15 protein-coding genes are annotated in these 14,705 nt (G+C 67.1%); 7 read left to right on the forward strand and 8 right to left on the reverse strand.

Translation table 11 applies throughout. The features are described 5' to 3' along the window. Window positions 1-11: 11 nt before the first annotated feature. Window positions 12-212: a hypothetical protein gene (locus tag NNX37_RS05085; protein WP_255791217.1), complete on the reverse strand. Its 201-nt coding sequence runs from the start codon at window positions 210-212 to the stop codon at window positions 12-14. A 116-nt stretch (window positions 213-328) separates the two neighbouring features. Then, on the reverse strand, window positions 329-1,444 hold the full coding sequence (gene pstS / locus NNX37_RS05090) for a phosphate ABC transporter substrate-binding protein PstS (RefSeq protein WP_255791218.1): 1,116 nt from the start codon (window positions 1,442-1,444) through the stop codon (window positions 329-331). Window positions 1,445-1,672: 228 nt separating this feature from the next. Between pstS and NNX37_RS05095 the strand changes: the two genes are divergently transcribed. Further along, window positions 1,673-2,053 (forward strand): DUF1304 family protein, encoded by a 381-nt coding sequence (locus NNX37_RS05095; RefSeq protein WP_255791219.1) that lies wholly within the window; start codon window positions 1,673-1,675, stop codon window positions 2,051-2,053. A 23-nt stretch (window positions 2,054-2,076) separates the two neighbouring features. Here the strand turns inward: NNX37_RS05095 and NNX37_RS05100 are convergent, their stop codons facing one another. Genes NNX37_RS05100 through NNX37_RS05115 form a run of 4 tightly spaced genes read right to left on the reverse strand, consistent with a single transcriptional unit; the run spans window position 2,077 to window position 4,796 of the window. After that, window positions 2,077-2,976: a DNA-3-methyladenine glycosylase family protein gene (locus NNX37_RS05100; RefSeq protein ID WP_255791220.1), complete on the reverse strand. Its 900-nt coding sequence runs from the start codon at window positions 2,974-2,976 to the stop codon at window positions 2,077-2,079. After that, window positions 2,973-3,656: an alpha-ketoglutarate-dependent dioxygenase AlkB family protein gene (locus NNX37_RS05105; protein WP_255791221.1), complete on the reverse strand. Its 684-nt coding sequence runs from the start codon at window positions 3,654-3,656 to the stop codon at window positions 2,973-2,975. The genes NNX37_RS05100 and NNX37_RS05105 overlap by 4 nt, the downstream gene beginning before the upstream one ends. Next, the gene (locus NNX37_RS05110; RefSeq protein ID WP_255791222.1) at window positions 3,653-4,327 is read right to left on the reverse strand and encodes a methylated-DNA--[protein]-cysteine S-methyltransferase; all 675 of its coding nucleotides are present in this window, start codon (window positions 4,325-4,327) and stop codon (window positions 3,653-3,655) included. Before NNX37_RS05110 ends, NNX37_RS05105 begins: the two co-directional genes overlap by 4 nt. Then, window positions 4,314-4,796, reverse strand: a complete 483-nt coding sequence (locus tag NNX37_RS05115; protein ID WP_255791223.1) for an RNA polymerase sigma factor — start codon at window positions 4,794-4,796, stop codon at window positions 4,314-4,316. The genes NNX37_RS05110 and NNX37_RS05115 overlap by 14 nt, the downstream gene beginning before the upstream one ends. A 118-nt stretch (window positions 4,797-4,914) precedes the next feature. On the opposite strand from NNX37_RS05115, the gene NNX37_RS05120 reads away from it, so the two are divergent. After that, the gene (locus NNX37_RS05120; protein WP_255791224.1) at window positions 4,915-6,456 is read left to right on the forward strand and encodes a long-chain-fatty-acid--CoA ligase; all 1,542 of its coding nucleotides are present in this window, start codon (window positions 4,915-4,917) and stop codon (window positions 6,454-6,456) included. Between the two features lie 298 nt (window positions 6,457-6,754). Here the strand turns inward: NNX37_RS05120 and NNX37_RS05125 are convergent, their stop codons facing one another. Then, window positions 6,755-7,735, reverse strand: coding sequence for an EamA family transporter (locus tag NNX37_RS05125; protein WP_255791225.1), 981 nt, complete (start codon window positions 7,733-7,735; stop codon window positions 6,755-6,757). Between the two features lie 275 nt (window positions 7,736-8,010). Here NNX37_RS05125 and NNX37_RS05130 point away from each other — a divergent pair, with 275 nt between their 5' ends. The 5 genes from NNX37_RS05130 to NNX37_RS05150 all read left to right on the forward strand — a co-directional run bounded on the left by NNX37_RS05130 (window position 8,011) and on the right by NNX37_RS05150 (window position 13,713). Further along, entirely contained in the window at window positions 8,011-10,533 is a 2,523-nt protein-coding gene (locus NNX37_RS05130; RefSeq protein ID WP_255791226.1) for a trypsin-like serine protease, read from the forward strand. A gap of 96 nt (window positions 10,534-10,629) precedes the next feature. Continuing rightward, complete coding sequence (locus tag NNX37_RS05135; RefSeq protein ID WP_255791227.1) at window positions 10,630-11,289, forward strand: hypothetical protein; 660 nt, start codon at window positions 10,630-10,632, stop codon at window positions 11,287-11,289. A gap of 99 nt (window positions 11,290-11,388) precedes the next feature. Continuing rightward, window positions 11,389-11,748, forward strand: coding sequence for a hypothetical protein (locus NNX37_RS05140; protein WP_255791228.1), 360 nt, complete (start codon window positions 11,389-11,391; stop codon window positions 11,746-11,748). 78 nt (window positions 11,749-11,826) lie between these two features. Next, on the forward strand, window positions 11,827-12,624 hold the full coding sequence (locus NNX37_RS05145; protein ID WP_255791229.1) for a sigma-70 family RNA polymerase sigma factor: 798 nt from the start codon (window positions 11,827-11,829) through the stop codon (window positions 12,622-12,624). 54 nt (window positions 12,625-12,678) lie between these two features. Beyond that, entirely contained in the window at window positions 12,679-13,713 is a 1,035-nt protein-coding gene (locus tag NNX37_RS05150) for a S66 family peptidase (protein WP_255791230.1), read from the forward strand. Here the strand turns inward: NNX37_RS05150 and NNX37_RS05155 are convergent. Continuing rightward, window positions 13,710-14,648, reverse strand: coding sequence for a glycosyltransferase family 9 protein (locus tag NNX37_RS05155; protein WP_255791231.1), 939 nt, complete (start codon window positions 14,646-14,648; stop codon window positions 13,710-13,712). The genes NNX37_RS05150 and NNX37_RS05155 overlap by 4 nt on opposite strands. Between the last annotated feature and the right edge of the window lie 57 nt (window positions 14,649-14,705).

A 14,705-nucleotide genomic window follows, 5' to 3' on the forward strand; every position in this document is an offset into this window, starting at 1 on the left:
CTTGGCGGCGGTCACTCGACGGCCTGGGCATCCAATTCAATAAAGACCCAGTCCGGTTCGGCCAGGATGGGATCCATGACGGGACCGCCGGCCTCGGCAATCCGGTCCTGGACCTTGGGCGGCAGGCCGTCCTGGCGGAGATTGTGCCTCAACCAGTCCTTGGCCGAACCGTCCAGGTACGGCCACCAGCGTTCGATTCGGATAGGTTCCACAGCAGCCCCCTTCAGCGTTGCGTAAATCCACGGTGACACCGGCACTGAGGGGGCGCAAGAGGGCACCGAAAGAGCTGCGGTGCTACCGGAAAGTAGCACCGCAGCCGAGAAAAAACTCAGTCCCGGACGCTGATCGATTCCAGCGCTTCACGGGCCTCTTCGGCCAGGGAAGCGGGGATGGGGGCACTCTTCGCTGCCTCTGCGGAGGTCTGCTGTCCCTCCTCGCTCACCACATACTGGCCGAAGGTCCGCACCCGTTCGACGAGGTCGGCGTCTTCGTAGGAGCTGCAGTAGATCTGGTAGGACACCAGCACCAGCGGGTAGGCCCCGGGCGCGGTGGTCCGCCGGTCCAGCTGCAGCGCAATGTCGTGTTCGCCGCGTCCGGGGACCCGTGTGGACTGTTCGACGGCGGTGCTTGCCGCTTCGGCGCTGATCGGCACGAATTCGGTTCCGACGAGCAGGTTGGCGGTGCCCATGGAATCGTCGATCACCGAGTCGTCGGCGTAGGTGACGGCCCCCTCGGTGCGTGTCACGGTGCTGACGACGCCGGAGCTCCCCTGCGCGTTCTCGCCCTGCAGTCCACCCGGCCAGGTTCCGGAGGGCTCGTCCGGCCAGGCCCCGGGCGCCACTTCGTGCAGATATTCGGTGAAGTTCTCCGTGGTGCCGGAGTCATCGGCACGGCTGACCGGGGTAATCCGGGTCTCTGGCAGCTGTGTTTCCGGGTTGAGCGCCGCGATGGCGGGATCGTTCCAGGTCTCGATCTCGCCGCGGAACATCCGCGCGATGGTGTCGGCGTCAAGGTTCAGCGATTCGACGCCGGGAAGGTTGAAGGCGACGGCTATCGGGGAAATGTAGGCGGGAATGTCCAAGGCGCCGTCCGGGCCGCAGACGGCCTTGGCGTCCTCCATTTCCTCGTCCTGCAGGTAGGCGTCGGAACCGGCGAAGTTCACCGCGCCGGCCAGCAGGGCGCTGCGCCCGGCGCCGGAGCCGTCCGGGGAATACTGCAGCTGGACCTTGGGATGCAGCGTTCCGAAGCCGGCAATCCAGGAATCCATTGCCGGCCCCTGGGCACTGGACCCGGCACCGGAAAGCACTCCGCTGAGAGTGGAGGTGCTGTTCTCGGCGGCCTCGCGCTGGGCGTCTCCGAGGGGATAGTCGGATCCGCAGGCGGTGAGGGCAAGTGTTGCCAGCACCACCGTGGCCAGGGAACGGGCGGGGCGGTTTGGGCGCACAGGGTGTCCTTCCAAGAAACGGCTACGGCGTCCATGCCGGGAGGTAGTCTGCAAAAAGGCAGCTCTTTCAAGGCTAGCTGGCAATCGGCCCCGCCTGCCAACTGAAAGCCGCCTTCCCCCTTGAGCGGCGGCGGTGCCTACTGACAGCATTGACGGCACTGCGGAGGTTACCGTTACGGCTGCGCCGGCGCCGGGGCGGCTCCGCGTGCGCAAAGCCGAGGAGCTCCCGTGCTGATTGCCGCAGCCATCTTTGCCGTCGTCGCCGCAGCCGTTGCGTTTTACTTCTTTATGCTCGAATCCCTGCGCTGGGCGGAGCCCGACACCGCCGAAGTGTTCGCGCTGCGGGGCTCCAATCCCGCCGCCACTGCCCAGCTGGCCTACAACCTGGGGTTCTACAACCTGTTCCTGGCGGTGGGCGCCGCGCTGGGGGTGGTCCTACTCTTCGCCGGGAACGCCGTGGCCGGGCTGACGCTGATGACCTTCACCACGGCCTGTTTGCTGCTCGCCTCGGTGGTCCTGGTACTCAGCGACCGGAGAGTGGCCCGGGTGTCCCTGGTCCAGGGTGCTCCTGCCGCCCTTTCCCTTGTCCTTTCACTGCTCGGCACCTGAAGGACGGCGGTGACGCCGGGCCGTTACCCGACGACGGCGGCCGGCACCGCGTACGCGGCCCGGGTCCAGAGGTGGAACAAGGCATAGGAGCGCCACGGACGCCACGGCTGTGAGAGCCGGGCTGCTTCCCGCCCGGTTCCCACGCCCAGGGCCCGTTTCAGCACCAGGTCATCGGCCGGATAGGCGTCGCGGTCCCCCAGCACCCGCACGGCCAGGTAATCCGCGGTCCACGGGCCGATCCCCGGCAGGGCCAGCAGGCCAATACGCACGGCGTCGGAATCCGCTCCGGGATGCAGCGGCAGGCCGTCCGCCACGGCCCGGGCCAGGGCGGACAGGGTCCGGGCTCGGGCATGCGTGATCCGGACGGTGGACTGGATGTCGGCAGCCGGCACCGCGGCCAGGCGCTCCGCCGTCGGAAAGGCGGCTAATCCGCCGGGTCCGGGTTCCCCGAAGGCCGCAACCAGCCGGGAGCCGAAGGTCCGGGCGGCCGCCAGAGATACCTGCTGCCCGAGGACGGTCTGGACGCCGGTCTCAAAGCCGTCCGTGGAACCCGGCACCCGCAGGCCGGGGTGCCGCCGCACCATAGGTTCCAGCAGCTCGAAGCCGGCGAGGAACGGATCCACCACGCCCGGGTCGGCGTCCAGGTCAAGCCAGGCCCGGACCGAGGCGATGAGCGCCGCTTCCTGAGCGTCAGGCAGGGCGGGCAGCTCGAGGACCGCTCCGGCGTCGTCCATGTGCACTGTCACGGGCACCGGACCCGCGGAACCCGCGACGAGCCGCTCCACGGTGGCGCCGTCGTCGGTCCGGGTGACCCGTTCCAGGCCCGGTACCGCGTGCGCCTGCAGCGCACTGGCGAGCGGTTCCCAGGCGAAGGGCCCGCGGTGCGGCAGCGAAAGCCGCCGACCCGCCGCTACTTCGGTCATGAGAGTCCGGTCATGCGCAGCGTGATGTTGATCCGCCCCGCGGGCAGGCCGGACTCCGGATCGGCCGTACCCGCCAGGGTCCGCGGGACGCCGTGGTAGGCGAAGCGGGAGGGGCCGCCGAACACAAACAGGTCTCCGGACTCCAGCTCCAGGTCGGTGTAGGGGCGGGTTCTCGTCTCGGTGTTGCCGAACCGGAAAACGCAGGTATCCCCGATACTGATGGACACCACCGGGGCGCTGGATTTCTCGTCCTTGTCCTGATGCATGCCCATGTGGGCACCCTCCGCGTAGTAGTTGATCAGCGCGGTATCCGGGGTGTAGTTCTCCGGCCGGAAGTCCTCCCGGGCGTAACTGCCGTCGGGTTGCCGGTAGGCCTCGCGGAGGGCGTCGCGGCCCAGTTCGACCAGCCAGTCGGGCAGTTCGGCGACGCGGCCGCCGCCGACGTCGTCGGCCGTCCGCGTGTACTTGTAGGGCTGCCAGTGCCACCCCAGGCACACGGTCTGCACGGACATGGTGTGCCCGCCCGGCAGCACGGCGGCGCGCATGGGCACCGGGCCGATGGCCCACTGCCGGCATGCCTGCACGATCTGCCGCTGTTTCCCGGGGGGCAGCCAGCCCGGCACGTGGACGGCGCCGACGGCGGGTTCGGATCGTTCGCGCGGAAAGAGGGAGTTGCTCATGCGGCGGCTTCCAGGTCGAGGAGGATTTTCTTGGCGGCCGGACCGCCGCGGTAGCCGCCGGTGGTTCCGTCGGAGCGCAGGACCCGGTGGCAGGGGATCACCAGGGGCAGTGGATTGCGGCCGCAGGCGGTGCCCACGGCCCGGACGGCGCCGGGGTTTCCGGTCAGTGCGGCTATGCCCGCGTACGTGGAGGTGCGTCCGTAGCCGATCTGCTGCAGCGTCTGGACCACGGTCCGCCGGTACCCGGCGGTGAGCCGCAGGTCCAGGTCCAGGTCGAAACTGCGCCGGGTGCCGTCGAAGTACTCACGGAGCTGGGCCGCGGGACGGGCCAGGCGGCCCGGAGCCTCGAGGATCCGCGGGCTGATCCGGGTGCTGAGGTCCTGCAGCACGGTGTCCACCCCTTCACATTCGAACGCCACCCGGACCAGGCCGGCGTCGGTTGCTGCGAGGATGAGCCGGCCCACGGGGCTGTCGATGACGGTGTAGGCGACGTCCAAGAGTCCGGCCGGCTCCGCCTCGGCGGCGAGGCGGGTGTGCAGGGCGGCCAGGACCGCGGCCTCCCGGGGGTCGGGCGCCAGGAGGCGGGTGCCGGAGATGTCGGTGGCGGCGACGTCGGTGGCGGCGACGTCGGTGCCGCCGGGTCCGGTGCCGGCGGAATCATAGGATGCCATTGCGGTCCTCCTCGTACAGGGTGCGTAGTTTCTTGATGCCGTCGGCCGCGGACCGGCGGCAGGCGGCTTCGCTGCCGCCGAGCAGCTGTGCAACTTCGGCGTACGGAAGTCCGGCGAGGTGGTGGTACGCCAGGGCCTCGCGTTGGCGGACCGACAGTGTTTTCAGGGCCGTCCACAATCCGTCGGTATCCGCCGGTGCTGCCGCCGGCGGAGGTTCCGGTATGTCGTTCACCGGAAGCGGGTTCCGGGCCGCGGAGCGGTGCTGGTCCACGGCCTTCCGCTTGGCAATGGTCACCAGCCAGGCCTGGACATTGGCGCCCTCGGGCAGGTCCGGGTAGGCGCCCAGGGCGGCGAGGAACGTTTCCGACCAGGCATCTTCGGCCGCATCCGGCCCAAGAACGGCACGGCAGACGCGCAGCACGGCCGGGCCGTGCTCGCGGACAATCTGCTCAAAGGGTTTCACTTCCACATACGGTAGACGTTTTCCGCGCTCCGTTTGTGAGCCGCCGTGTTAAGAAAGTTTCTCCCGTTCGGCGGCGGTGGCTAGACTTCCCTCTACGTCGCACTGATCAAAGGAGATCACCCCCATGCACAACCTCGCCGGCATCCTGACCGACACGGTGGCACGCTTTCCGGAGCGGACAGCCCTCAAACTAGATGACACAGTTATCTCCTACGCGGCCCTCGATGCCATGAGCGCCAAGGTTGCCGGCCTCCTCGCGAGCCGGGGCGTGAAGCCCGGAGACCGCGTCGCACTGGTGATGCCGAACATCCCGCAGATGGCGTTCCTTTACTACGGCACCCTTCGCCACGGCGCCGTCGTCGTCCCCATGAACCCGCTGCTGAAGGCCCGCGAGGTGGCCTACCACCTGCAGGACTCGGGCGCCCGGATTGCCTTCGCCTGGGAGGGTGTGGCCGCCGAGGTCGCCGCCGGGGCGGAAGAAGCCGGCGGGGTCGAGGTGGTTTCCGTGGACTCGGGAGCTTTCCTGCAGCTGCTGGCCGGTGCGGAGGCACGCCCCGACGTAGCGGAGGTGGATGACCAGGACACCGCGGTGATCCTCTACACCTCCGGGACCACGGGACGCCCCAAGGGTGCCGCCCTCACCCACCGGAACCTGCTGACCAACGCCTATGTGGCGCAGTCCCTGCTCAACACCGTGGAGACGGACGTCCACTTCGGCGGACTGCCCTTCTTCCATGTGTTCGGCCAGACGGCAGCACTGAACTCGTCAGTGCTGTCCGGGGCCTCCATCAGCCTGCTGCCGCGTTTCGATGCGGGCAAGGCGCTGGAGATCATCGAGCGCGACGGCGTGACCATCTTCGAAGGCGTGCCCACCATGTACGTGGGGATGCTGCGCCACCCGGCGGTCAAGAGCACCAACCTGTCATCCCTGCGCGGAGCCATCACCGGCGGTTCCGCCATGCCGCTGGAAATCCTGCACGAGTTCGAAGAGGTTTTCGGCATCGAGCTCCTGGAGGGTTACGGCCTCTCGGAGACTTCACCGATCGTCTCCTTCAATGTTCCCGGCGGCGACCGCCGGCCCGGCTCCATCGGCAAAACCGTGGCGGGGACGGAGGTCCGGATGCTGGATCCGGACGGTAACGACGTGCCGGTGGGCGAGGTCGGAGAGCTCTCCGTCCGCGGCGACGGCGTGATGAAGGGCTACTGGAAGAACGACGACGCCACCGCCGCCGCCATTCCGGACGGCTGGTTCCGAACCGGAGACCTCGCCCGGTTCGACGAGGACGGCAACATCTTCATCGTGGACCGGAAGAAGGACATCATTCTGCGCGGCGGGTACAACGTCTATCCCCGCGAGATCGAAGAGGTGCTCTACGAGCACCCGGCCGTGGCGGAGGCTGCAGTAATCGGCATTCCCGACCCGCTGCACGGCGAGGAGATCGTGGCGGTGGTGGGACTTCGCGAGGAGGCCGCACCCGCTGACAACGCCGCCCGGGAAGCGCTGATCGCGGATATCCAGCAGTTCACCAAGGACCGGCTGGCCGCGTACAAGTATCCGCGCCGCATCGAGCTGACCGATGCGCTGCCGAAGGGGCCCACGGGCAAGATCCTGAAGCGGGAAATCAAGGTTCCCGCTCCCTTGGCGGCCGAAGCGCCCGGGGTCTAGGGTCCGCTGGGGCCCAGGGCACGGCCCCTGCGGGGCCTGGAACGGCGGCAACGAAATTCTCCGCTCGCAGAGCTCGCGAGAATATTAAAGCCGCCTTCCTCCAGGCCCCTCCGGCGCCGTTGGAGGGGCCGCGGGTTCATCGAGTCTGCACGATTTACCGTTCCCTGCATCGAGTCCGCAGGATTTACTGATTTTCGGTTGGAAAAAGGTAATTGCTGCAGACTCGATCTGCAGCGACCCTCTAACGGCTGAATGGACACCCGGAGCCTGGTGACGTGCCTTGTAGGGAACGTGTTCGCTAGGCGTAGGGTTCGACGTCGGAAGCTGCCTCCCCCGGCAGCCCGGCGGGATCATCGGAGCGGACCAGCACAACACCGGCAATAATCAGGCACCCGCCCACCAGTTGGATCGGGCGTGGCAGCTCAGATAGCAGCAGCCACGCCCACAGGACCGCAAACAGCACCTCGGTCAGGGACACGAACGAGGCCACACGCGAGCCGAGGGATCGCGCCGCGATGATGCCGGTGACGTAGGCCAGCACCGTGGACAACAGCACCAGGCCGGTCAGGGGGACCCACCACGCCGTCTGCCAGCCGCCCAGATCCACGTCGGCTGTGCTGAAGGCCAGGGGCAGGATGCCGGTGAGCCCCAGCGCGGCCATGGTGGCTCCGCCTACGAGCATCCCTCCCGTGGCCAGCACCAACGGCGGGAGCGAGTCATTCTGCTTGGCGGTGACGAAGAAATAACTGGCCAGGCAGACCGCAGCGGCGAGACCCCACAGCACGCCCACCGGGTCGATGCGCGTGCTGCCGGCCAGATCAAGGACCAGCACCAGCCCCGCGACGGCGGCCACAGTGCCAAGAATGGTGCGGACCCCGGGCCGGCGGCGAGTGGCCAGCCAGATCCAGAGGACCATCAGCACCGGGGCAAGGAACTCCAGCAGCAGCGCCACCCCCACGGACAGGCGCTCCACCGCGTTGAAGTAAAAGAACTGGCACCCGGCCACTCCGACAAATCCGAAAAGCACAATGGTGCGCCAGTTCTCCCGGACCTGGCTCCATCGTCCGTGCAGGGCAACTGCGGCCGGAACTGCCAGGACCAGGGCGGCTCCGAGCATCCGGACGGCCACGGCCCCGGTACTGCTCCAACCGGTCTCCAGCAGCGACTTCGCAAAGGAGCCGGAAAGTCCGAACACCGCTGACGATGCCAGCGCCACCAGGATGCCGGCGGCCCCCGGACGCAGCAGCGTACGGTCAGCGTTCGTCCGTGCCGGTGCCATGCGTCTCCCTGGGTTTGCGGATGCCCGGGAGACCCGGTCCCGGGGAGTACGAGGCGACGCTACCCGGGGCGCCGAACTGGTTCAAGACAGCAGCAGCACTACTTGCTGCTGCCCCTTGCCATCCGTCTGGTCTGAAGCTATTCTTGCGACGGCTGCGGGTAGTGACACTTGTCACCATCATTCGAGCAGACCACTTTTAGTCTCGCTCCTCCGCATGTCCCAGTGCTGCTCACGCCCGCATGGACGCCGGAGGCCGACGTTTATGGGGGAATTTCATGCAGGATAGTCCACGTCCGCTCTACGCCCGGGCCAGCGCCCTGAGCGCAGCGGCCCTTTTGGCAGTGAGCGGCGCATTCATCGCCGGTCCGGCCATGGCCAATACCGGGGATACCCCGGCAACAACCGATGCTCCCGCCACTGCACCGCTGGAGACCGAAGCCGCGACTCCCGCCGAAACCGGTGAAGCATCTCTGGCTCCCGGCCTGGAAGAGGCATTGCAGCGGGACCTCGGCATGACCGTCGAGGAATTCCTGGCTGCCGGCGAGCTCGGCAAGAAGGCTTCAGACGCCCTCGAGCAGCTCAAGGCCACCGAAGGCTTCATCAGCATCGAGATCCTCGACGGCGGCCTGGTCATTACCGGCAGCGGCGAGGAACTCCAGAAGCTTGCTACAGAACTCGACGCCACTGTGGTTGAGCCCTCGGCTCCGGCTGTGGAAGCTCCCGCTGTTGATGCTCCGGTTGTTGAAGCTCCGGAAGAGGTCCAGGAACCCACTGAGCCAGTGACCGAGGCGCCGGAGAAGACCGAAGCCGAGACCCCGGCTCAGGAACCGACCGGCAAGGACGAAAAAGAGCTGAAAGTAGCCTCTGATCTTCGGAGCCTGGTAAAAGCCTTCGGCGCAGAAGCCGGCACGGACAACCTCCGCTGGATCTCCGGCAACGCCGAGTCCGGATTCACCATCGCTGTCGGCGAGCCGCTCGACGCGATGAAAGCCCGGGGAATGGCTTCGGCCATGACTCCGGAGGAATTTGCAGCCCAGTACCAGAACGTTAAAATCGATGGCGAAGTCCCCGCGCTGAAGACCCTCGCGGATGAAAATACAATCTTCAATGGCTCGGGCTACCTCATTCCCCTTGGTCCCACCAGCGCCTCCGCTTGCTCCGTCGGGTTCACGGGATTCAATGGCACAGGTGAAGACGCGATATTCAGTGCCGGACACTGTGTCGACACTGCGGGTGCCGAGACAGTTGTTGAAATCCCCAGCGCGGAAGAGACCTTCATCGCTGGCGAGCAGCTGGGAACCTTTGGCACCTACTCCTTCGACGGAACCGCGGAAGCACCGGGAACCGACGTTGCAGTCATCGACGGGATCAACTCGGAGCTTGAACTGCTGCCCGAAACCACCCAGTGGACTACTCCGGACGAACTCCTGAGTGCAACCACCGTAAAGATCACCGGCACCACGGCACCCGTTGCCGGCGCTCCGGTTTGCAAATCCGGACGGACCACCTTCTGGAGCTGCGGCACCATCACTGAGTCTTCCGTCATCTTTAATGCAGAAGGCACGATCACCCAGGGCTTTGAAGCTGAGCTCAGTGCTGATCACGGAGACTCGGGCGGTTCGATGATCTCGGGCAGCCTCGCTGTCGGTCTCCTCAGCGCGGGTATCCCGGCTACCGAAGATTTCCCCGGCGTTGTCTTCGGTGCGGACCTCGCAACTGCAATGGCCGTTGTTCCCGACTACTCCATCGCCATCCACATGGACGCCCCGGCGCTGACCAGCCCGGAGAACAATGGCACGGTTGAGACCGATGCCGCTATCACCGGTACCGCCCCCGCCGGCAGCACCGTCAACGTAACCATCGACGGCGAAGACGCCAAGGCAGAGACCGCCACGGACGGCACCTGGAGCGTCAAGGCCCCGAGCCTGGTTCCGGAAGGCGGCACGATTGACGTCACGGCGCAGGCCATCAACGGTTTCAACAAGTCCACGATTAGCGAATTCAAGCTGACGGTCGAGGAAGCACCCGCAGCGGCTCCGGCCTTCACCACCCCCGGAACCGTGCTGCGTTCCATCGAGACCATTGAAGGCACCGGCGTCGCCGGCGCCACCGTGACCCTGACCATGCCGGGCGACGCCGAGGAAGAGGACGTAGCTGCGGCTGCAGACCTCAGCACTGAAGTCGACCCGAACGGCAACTGGTCCGTAACCCTGGACGAGCCGCTGACCTACGGTATCTACGCCCTGTCCGCCACCCAGGACGGCATCGCCGGCAAGAAGAAATCTGCAGCAGCGGAGCTGACCCTCACGGTCGCCCCTGACGCACCCGTGATCTCGTCACCGACCGACGGCCAGGAATTCGTGGAAGGCTCCCTTCCCGAGGACATCACCGGAACCGGCACCGCCGGATCCAAGGTGACCGTTGCCATCGATGACAAGGCACTCGACGCCGTAGTCGTGGACGAAGACGGCACGTGGACCGTACCGATGGGCGACCTGGCTGCAGGCGGCCACGGCGTCAAGGCCTTCCAGGTCATCAACGAAGCCGCCTCGGCCGTTGACTTCGCCAGCATCATGGTCACGGCAGCTCCTGTTGTCGTAGATCCCACACCGGCCGGGAACCCGAACCCGGGTACGGACAACGGCACGGGTACCGGTAACGGAGCGGGTACCGGCGATCTGCCGGACACCGGCGCCGCCAATCTCGGCCTGCTGGCCGGAGGCGGAGCAGGCCTGCTCGCGGCCGGTGCTGCAGCACTGATGTACAACAAGCGCCGCCGGGTTGCTGTAGACGCCTAACTAGCCGAAGCACAAACGGTAAACAACTAAAGCGGGTCCCTGCCAACGGCCGGGACCCGCTTTGGCTTAAGCTACAGTCACGCACCAGGAGGAATCATGATCCGGAACCGGACACAGCACCCGCTCCACCAGCCTTCCACCCGCCCCCTGGCCGGGATTGCCCTGGCCGCCGTCATCGCTGCCGCGGTCAGCGGATGCGGCGCGCAACCGGCCGACGGCGGCGCTGCCGCCCCGTCGCCTTCTACCGCAGTGTCCACGGATACCGCCGCCCCCTCTGCCTCCTCCGGTACTGCCAACCCGGCCGCACCGGCAACGCCTGGATCGGACCCCTCCATGACCTCAGACGAATTCACCACCGGGCTCCTGCAGCTGCACGATCGGCTCAAACATGACCTCGGGGACCGTTATGCGGACGCGTGGGTTGACGGCGGTGTTCTCCACGTCGCGGTGACGGATCCGTCTGCCGAGGCCAAGGTGCGTGATGCCGGCGCTGTGCCCGTCACTGTGGCGTTCAACGCCGCCGAACTACTGCAGGCCCGCACGCAGGTGCAGACCTGGATTGCCGGGAAGCCCGTTCCGGGAGTGGAAATGCACTCGATCAGCGCCAGCGGACGAACGGGTGCAGTAATCGTCACGGTCCCCGCGGAGCAGGTGCCCGCCCTGCAGGCTGCGGCCGACGAACAGTCGCCGGCCGGAGAAGTACCTGTCATTGTGGAGGAATCGGCCGGGATGGCAACCCCCCTGTCCACAAACTAGGAACAAGACAAGCGGAACCGGCGCCGGACGCCGCCTGCGGGCCTAGTGTTGATGGGTCAAGCAGGCGGCGTCTTCCTTCTTCCTGTCTGGACGCCTGCCATGGAGCAAACGCTGCTCTCCCTCCTCAGCCGCCGCACCGCCTGGATTCTCCTCGCCGCCTGCACGGTGTTCTGGCTGGTCCTCGCCGCCGGATTCCTCGAGGCACCGATGGGCACCCCGCCCACCCTCATGTTCCTGTGGATGTACTCCAGCCTCATGATCGCCCTGGCCAGCGCACCGGTGGCCGCGGCCGCCGTCGCCGCCCTGGTGCTGCACCGCGCAGAAGACCGCGCCGCACCAGGGGAAACCGACCCCGCCGGTGCTGCCGCCCCCGAGCAGCCGCACGAATCGCGGAGCTTATACCTTCTGCTCCAACGGCAGTTCAAGAAGCAGCAACAAACAAGTGGTCCGGACTCTTGATAACCGCTGAGTGCTCTGGTGTCCTGTTCTGGCGGTCCAGCAGTGGGCCGGACCTGCTGCTGAAACCCCCTGCCGCTCATGAGCGCTCTCTCCAGTGTTCCGCCGTCCCTGCTTCCATTCGAAACAGCCCGCCAGGCACGCGGTGACCTGCAGCAGGCCCTGCACAACGAACTGGTCCTCAGATACCGCGAAATCGCCGAAACGGCAGCAGTTTCCTATGCCGGGAGGGGACGCGAGCTCGCGGATCTGCGCCAGGTCGCCTATCTGGGGCTCATCAAGGCGGTCCGGCGTTTCGACCCTGCTGTCGGTCCGCATTTCCCCGCCTTCGCGGTTCCCACCGTCCACGGCGAGCTCAAGCGCTACCTCCGTGATTCCACCTGGATGGTCCGGCCACCCCGGCAGCTCCAGGATCTGCGGACCTCCCTCGCCCGCCTCCAGCCGGAGCTTCTCCAAGCCCTGGGACGTGAACCTTCGCTGCGGGAACTCGCCGAAGCGCTGGGGGTCACTGCCAAAACCGTTGCGGAGGCACTGAACTGCCAAAGCAGCCTGCGCCCGGAGTCCCTCGAAGCCCTCGCCGACATCAACGGATCGGAAGAGTGCGCCGTCGCCGACGGACGGTTGGAACGCGCCGAAAACCTGGCCATGCTCCGCCGTGCTGTGCGGAACCTTTCCGGCCAGGACAAGGAACTGCTGTTCCTTCGCTATTTCCACGAGGAATCCCAGCAGGCCATCGGCGAGCGCCTGGGCCTGACACAGATGCAGGTTTCCCGTGGACTGGCCAGGATCCTGGTCCGGCTGCAGCATGAGCTCCTGGACGCCCCCGCTTTCCAAGGCCGGACGGCCGCCCCTGCCGGCAAAGGCACAGCCACAGCCTGAATCTGCAACGCGTTCCTGCCCGGATACCGCCGTCGGCCTTGCTATCGTTCCACCATGAATCCCTCCGCCGCTCCCGAAAACGCCGCCTCCGCAATCACCGCACCCACAGTCACCGTTCCGCCGAAACTGGCCAAGGGCGACCTGCTGCGCGTCATTGCCCCGGCGAGCAGCCGTGCCATGGTCGCCGAACACGACCACAGTGCGCTTATCGAGAGCCGTTTCGCCGACCTGGGCCTGCGGCTTTCCTACGGCAGCCATGTGGATGAACGCGACATGTTCGACTCTTCCTCGGTCGCCTCCCGCGTCGCTGACCTGCATGACGCGTTTGCGGATCCGGCAGTCAAGGGCATCCTGACCGTCATCGGCGGCTTCAACAGCAACGAACTCCTCCCGTACCTGGACTGGGACCTGATTGCCGCCAATCCGAAAATCCTGTGTGGATACTCCGACATCACGGCATTGCAGAACGCCATTTTCGCCCGCACGGGCCTGGTCACCTACTCCGGTCCGCACTGGTCCAGCTTCGGCATGAGGGACCACTTTGACCTGACCCGGCAGTGGTTCGTGGACGCCCTGGTTGACGGCTACCGGATGGAACTCATCCCGTCCGCGGAGTGGACCGACGATGCCTGGTTCCTGGACCAGGACAACCGCAGCCCCCAGCCCGGGGAAGGATGGTGGCCGCTGCAGCAGGGCAGCGCAGCCGGGCGCATCATCGGCGGGAACCTGTGCACGCTGAACCTCCTGCAGGGCACCGCGCAGATGCCTCCGCTGGCAGGCAGCGTCCTGATGCTGGAAGACGATGCCTCCACCGATCCGATGACCTTTGCCCGTGACCTCACCTCATTGCTCCAGTTGCCGGACGCGGAAGATATTCAGGGCCTGGTCATCGGCAGGTTCCAGCGTTCGAGCGGCATCACCCGGGCGCATCTGCAGGAAATTACGGCCCAGCCGGCGCTGGCCGGCCTGCCGGTCCTGGCCAACGTGGATTTCGGCCACACCCAGCCGCAGTTGACCCTGCCCATCGGCGGCCGGGCGGAACTGGCGGTGGACTCATCCGGCGGCAGGCTGCGCCTCGCCGACGGTTAGAACGCGTCCAGCTTTTCGACGGCGGCCAGGACATCTTCCACAGTGACCGCCAGCAGTGCGGGATCAGGGTCTACGGCGAAGGTGTCCCCGCGGCGCCGGGTTTCGTCGGTCAGGGCGATGTGCGGGCCCGGAGGCGGCCCCCATTCGCTGACCGGTGCCGGGCCGAACAGGACCACCGACGGCCGGGCGTAGGCGGACGCGAGATGCGCGGCACCGGTATCGGCGGAGATCACCAGCCGGGCCCGGGCAATGACGGCGGCAAACTCCTCCAGCCGGAGTTCACCTGCCACGACGCGCTCCGGCGCCAGCCCGGCGGCGTCGGCCACGGCGAGCGCCCGCCGGCGTTCACCTCCGCTGCCGGTGAAGAGAATCGGTGAACCTGCGGCGTCCAGTTCACGGGCGACGGCGGCAAACCGGGCTGCGGGCCACAGCCGGCTGCCGTACGCCGCCCCCACATGGATCACCACCGCTTCCGGTGCCGTCGACCACGCCGCCGGCGGGTCCAGGCGGTAATCCAGCGGATCGGCAGGGATTCCGTGCCAGGACAGCAGCCCCGCCCACCGCTCGCGTTCGTGCACGCCGTCCTTCCACGGCGGGCCGTCCCAGCCGGGTCCGGCATGTCCGATGAGCCGGGAGGGCTGTAGTACCTCCAGCCGGCTGCAGCTCTCCGGGCCGCTGCCGTGCAGGTTGACGGCAATGTCGAGCTGTCCGGGCTCGAGGGGAATGGGCACATCGAGGCCGTGCAGGGGAAGCAGGTCATCCACGGCACCGGTGAGCGGCAGGATGGGGCGCAGCCACTCCTGCGCCGCATAGCGGATGCGGTGCCCGGGGAAGGCCCGCCGCAGGGCCTTCAGTGCGGGAACCGCCACCAGGAGATCCCCCAGTTTCAGTGCGCGCAGCACCAGCAGTTCGGGACGGGCAGCCGGTTCGGGCATGGTCGCGGTGTCCTTCCGGTTGGTGCTTCTCCTGCCAGGAACGTCCACATCCTGCCA

The organism is Arthrobacter zhaoxinii (assembly GCF_024385505.1).
Lineage (GTDB): Bacteria > Actinomycetota > Actinomycetes > Actinomycetales > Micrococcaceae > Arthrobacter_B > Arthrobacter_B zhaoxinii.

Bases quoted from the DNA above. Each gene is read 5' to 3' on its own strand.
- NNX37_RS05120 (WP_255791224.1), top strand. From the start codon at position 4,915: ATGCACAACCTCGCCGGCATCCTGACCGACACGGTGGCACGCTTTCCG.
- NNX37_RS05135 (WP_255791227.1), top strand. From the start codon at position 10,630: ATGATCCGGAACCGGACACAGCACCCGCTCCACCAGCCTTCCACCCGC.
- NNX37_RS05140 (WP_255791228.1), top strand. From the start codon at position 11,389: ATGGAGCAAACGCTGCTCTCCCTCCTCAGCCGCCGCACCGCCTGGATT.
- NNX37_RS05110 (WP_255791222.1), bottom strand. From the start codon at position 4,327: ATGGCATCCTATGATTCCGCCGGCACCGGACCCGGCGGCACCGACGTC.
- NNX37_RS05130 (WP_255791226.1), top strand. From the start codon at position 8,011: ATGCAGGATAGTCCACGTCCGCTCTACGCCCGGGCCAGCGCCCTGAGC.
- NNX37_RS05150 (WP_255791230.1), top strand. From the start codon at position 12,679: ATGAATCCCTCCGCCGCTCCCGAAAACGCCGCCTCCGCAATCACCGCA.
- NNX37_RS05105 (WP_255791221.1), bottom strand. From the start codon at position 3,656: ATGAGCAACTCCCTCTTTCCGCGCGAACGATCCGAACCCGCCGTCGGC.
- NNX37_RS05125 (WP_255791225.1), bottom strand. From the start codon at position 7,735: ATGGCACCGGCACGGACGAACGCTGACCGTACGCTGCTGCGTCCGGGG.
- NNX37_RS05155 (WP_255791231.1), bottom strand. From the start codon at position 14,648: ATGCCCGAACCGGCTGCCCGTCCCGAACTGCTGGTGCTGCGCGCACTG.
- NNX37_RS05145 (WP_255791229.1), top strand. From the start codon at position 11,827: ATGAGCGCTCTCTCCAGTGTTCCGCCGTCCCTGCTTCCATTCGAAACA.
- NNX37_RS05100 (WP_255791220.1), bottom strand. From the start codon at position 2,976: ATGACCGAAGTAGCGGCGGGTCGGCGGCTTTCGCTGCCGCACCGCGGG.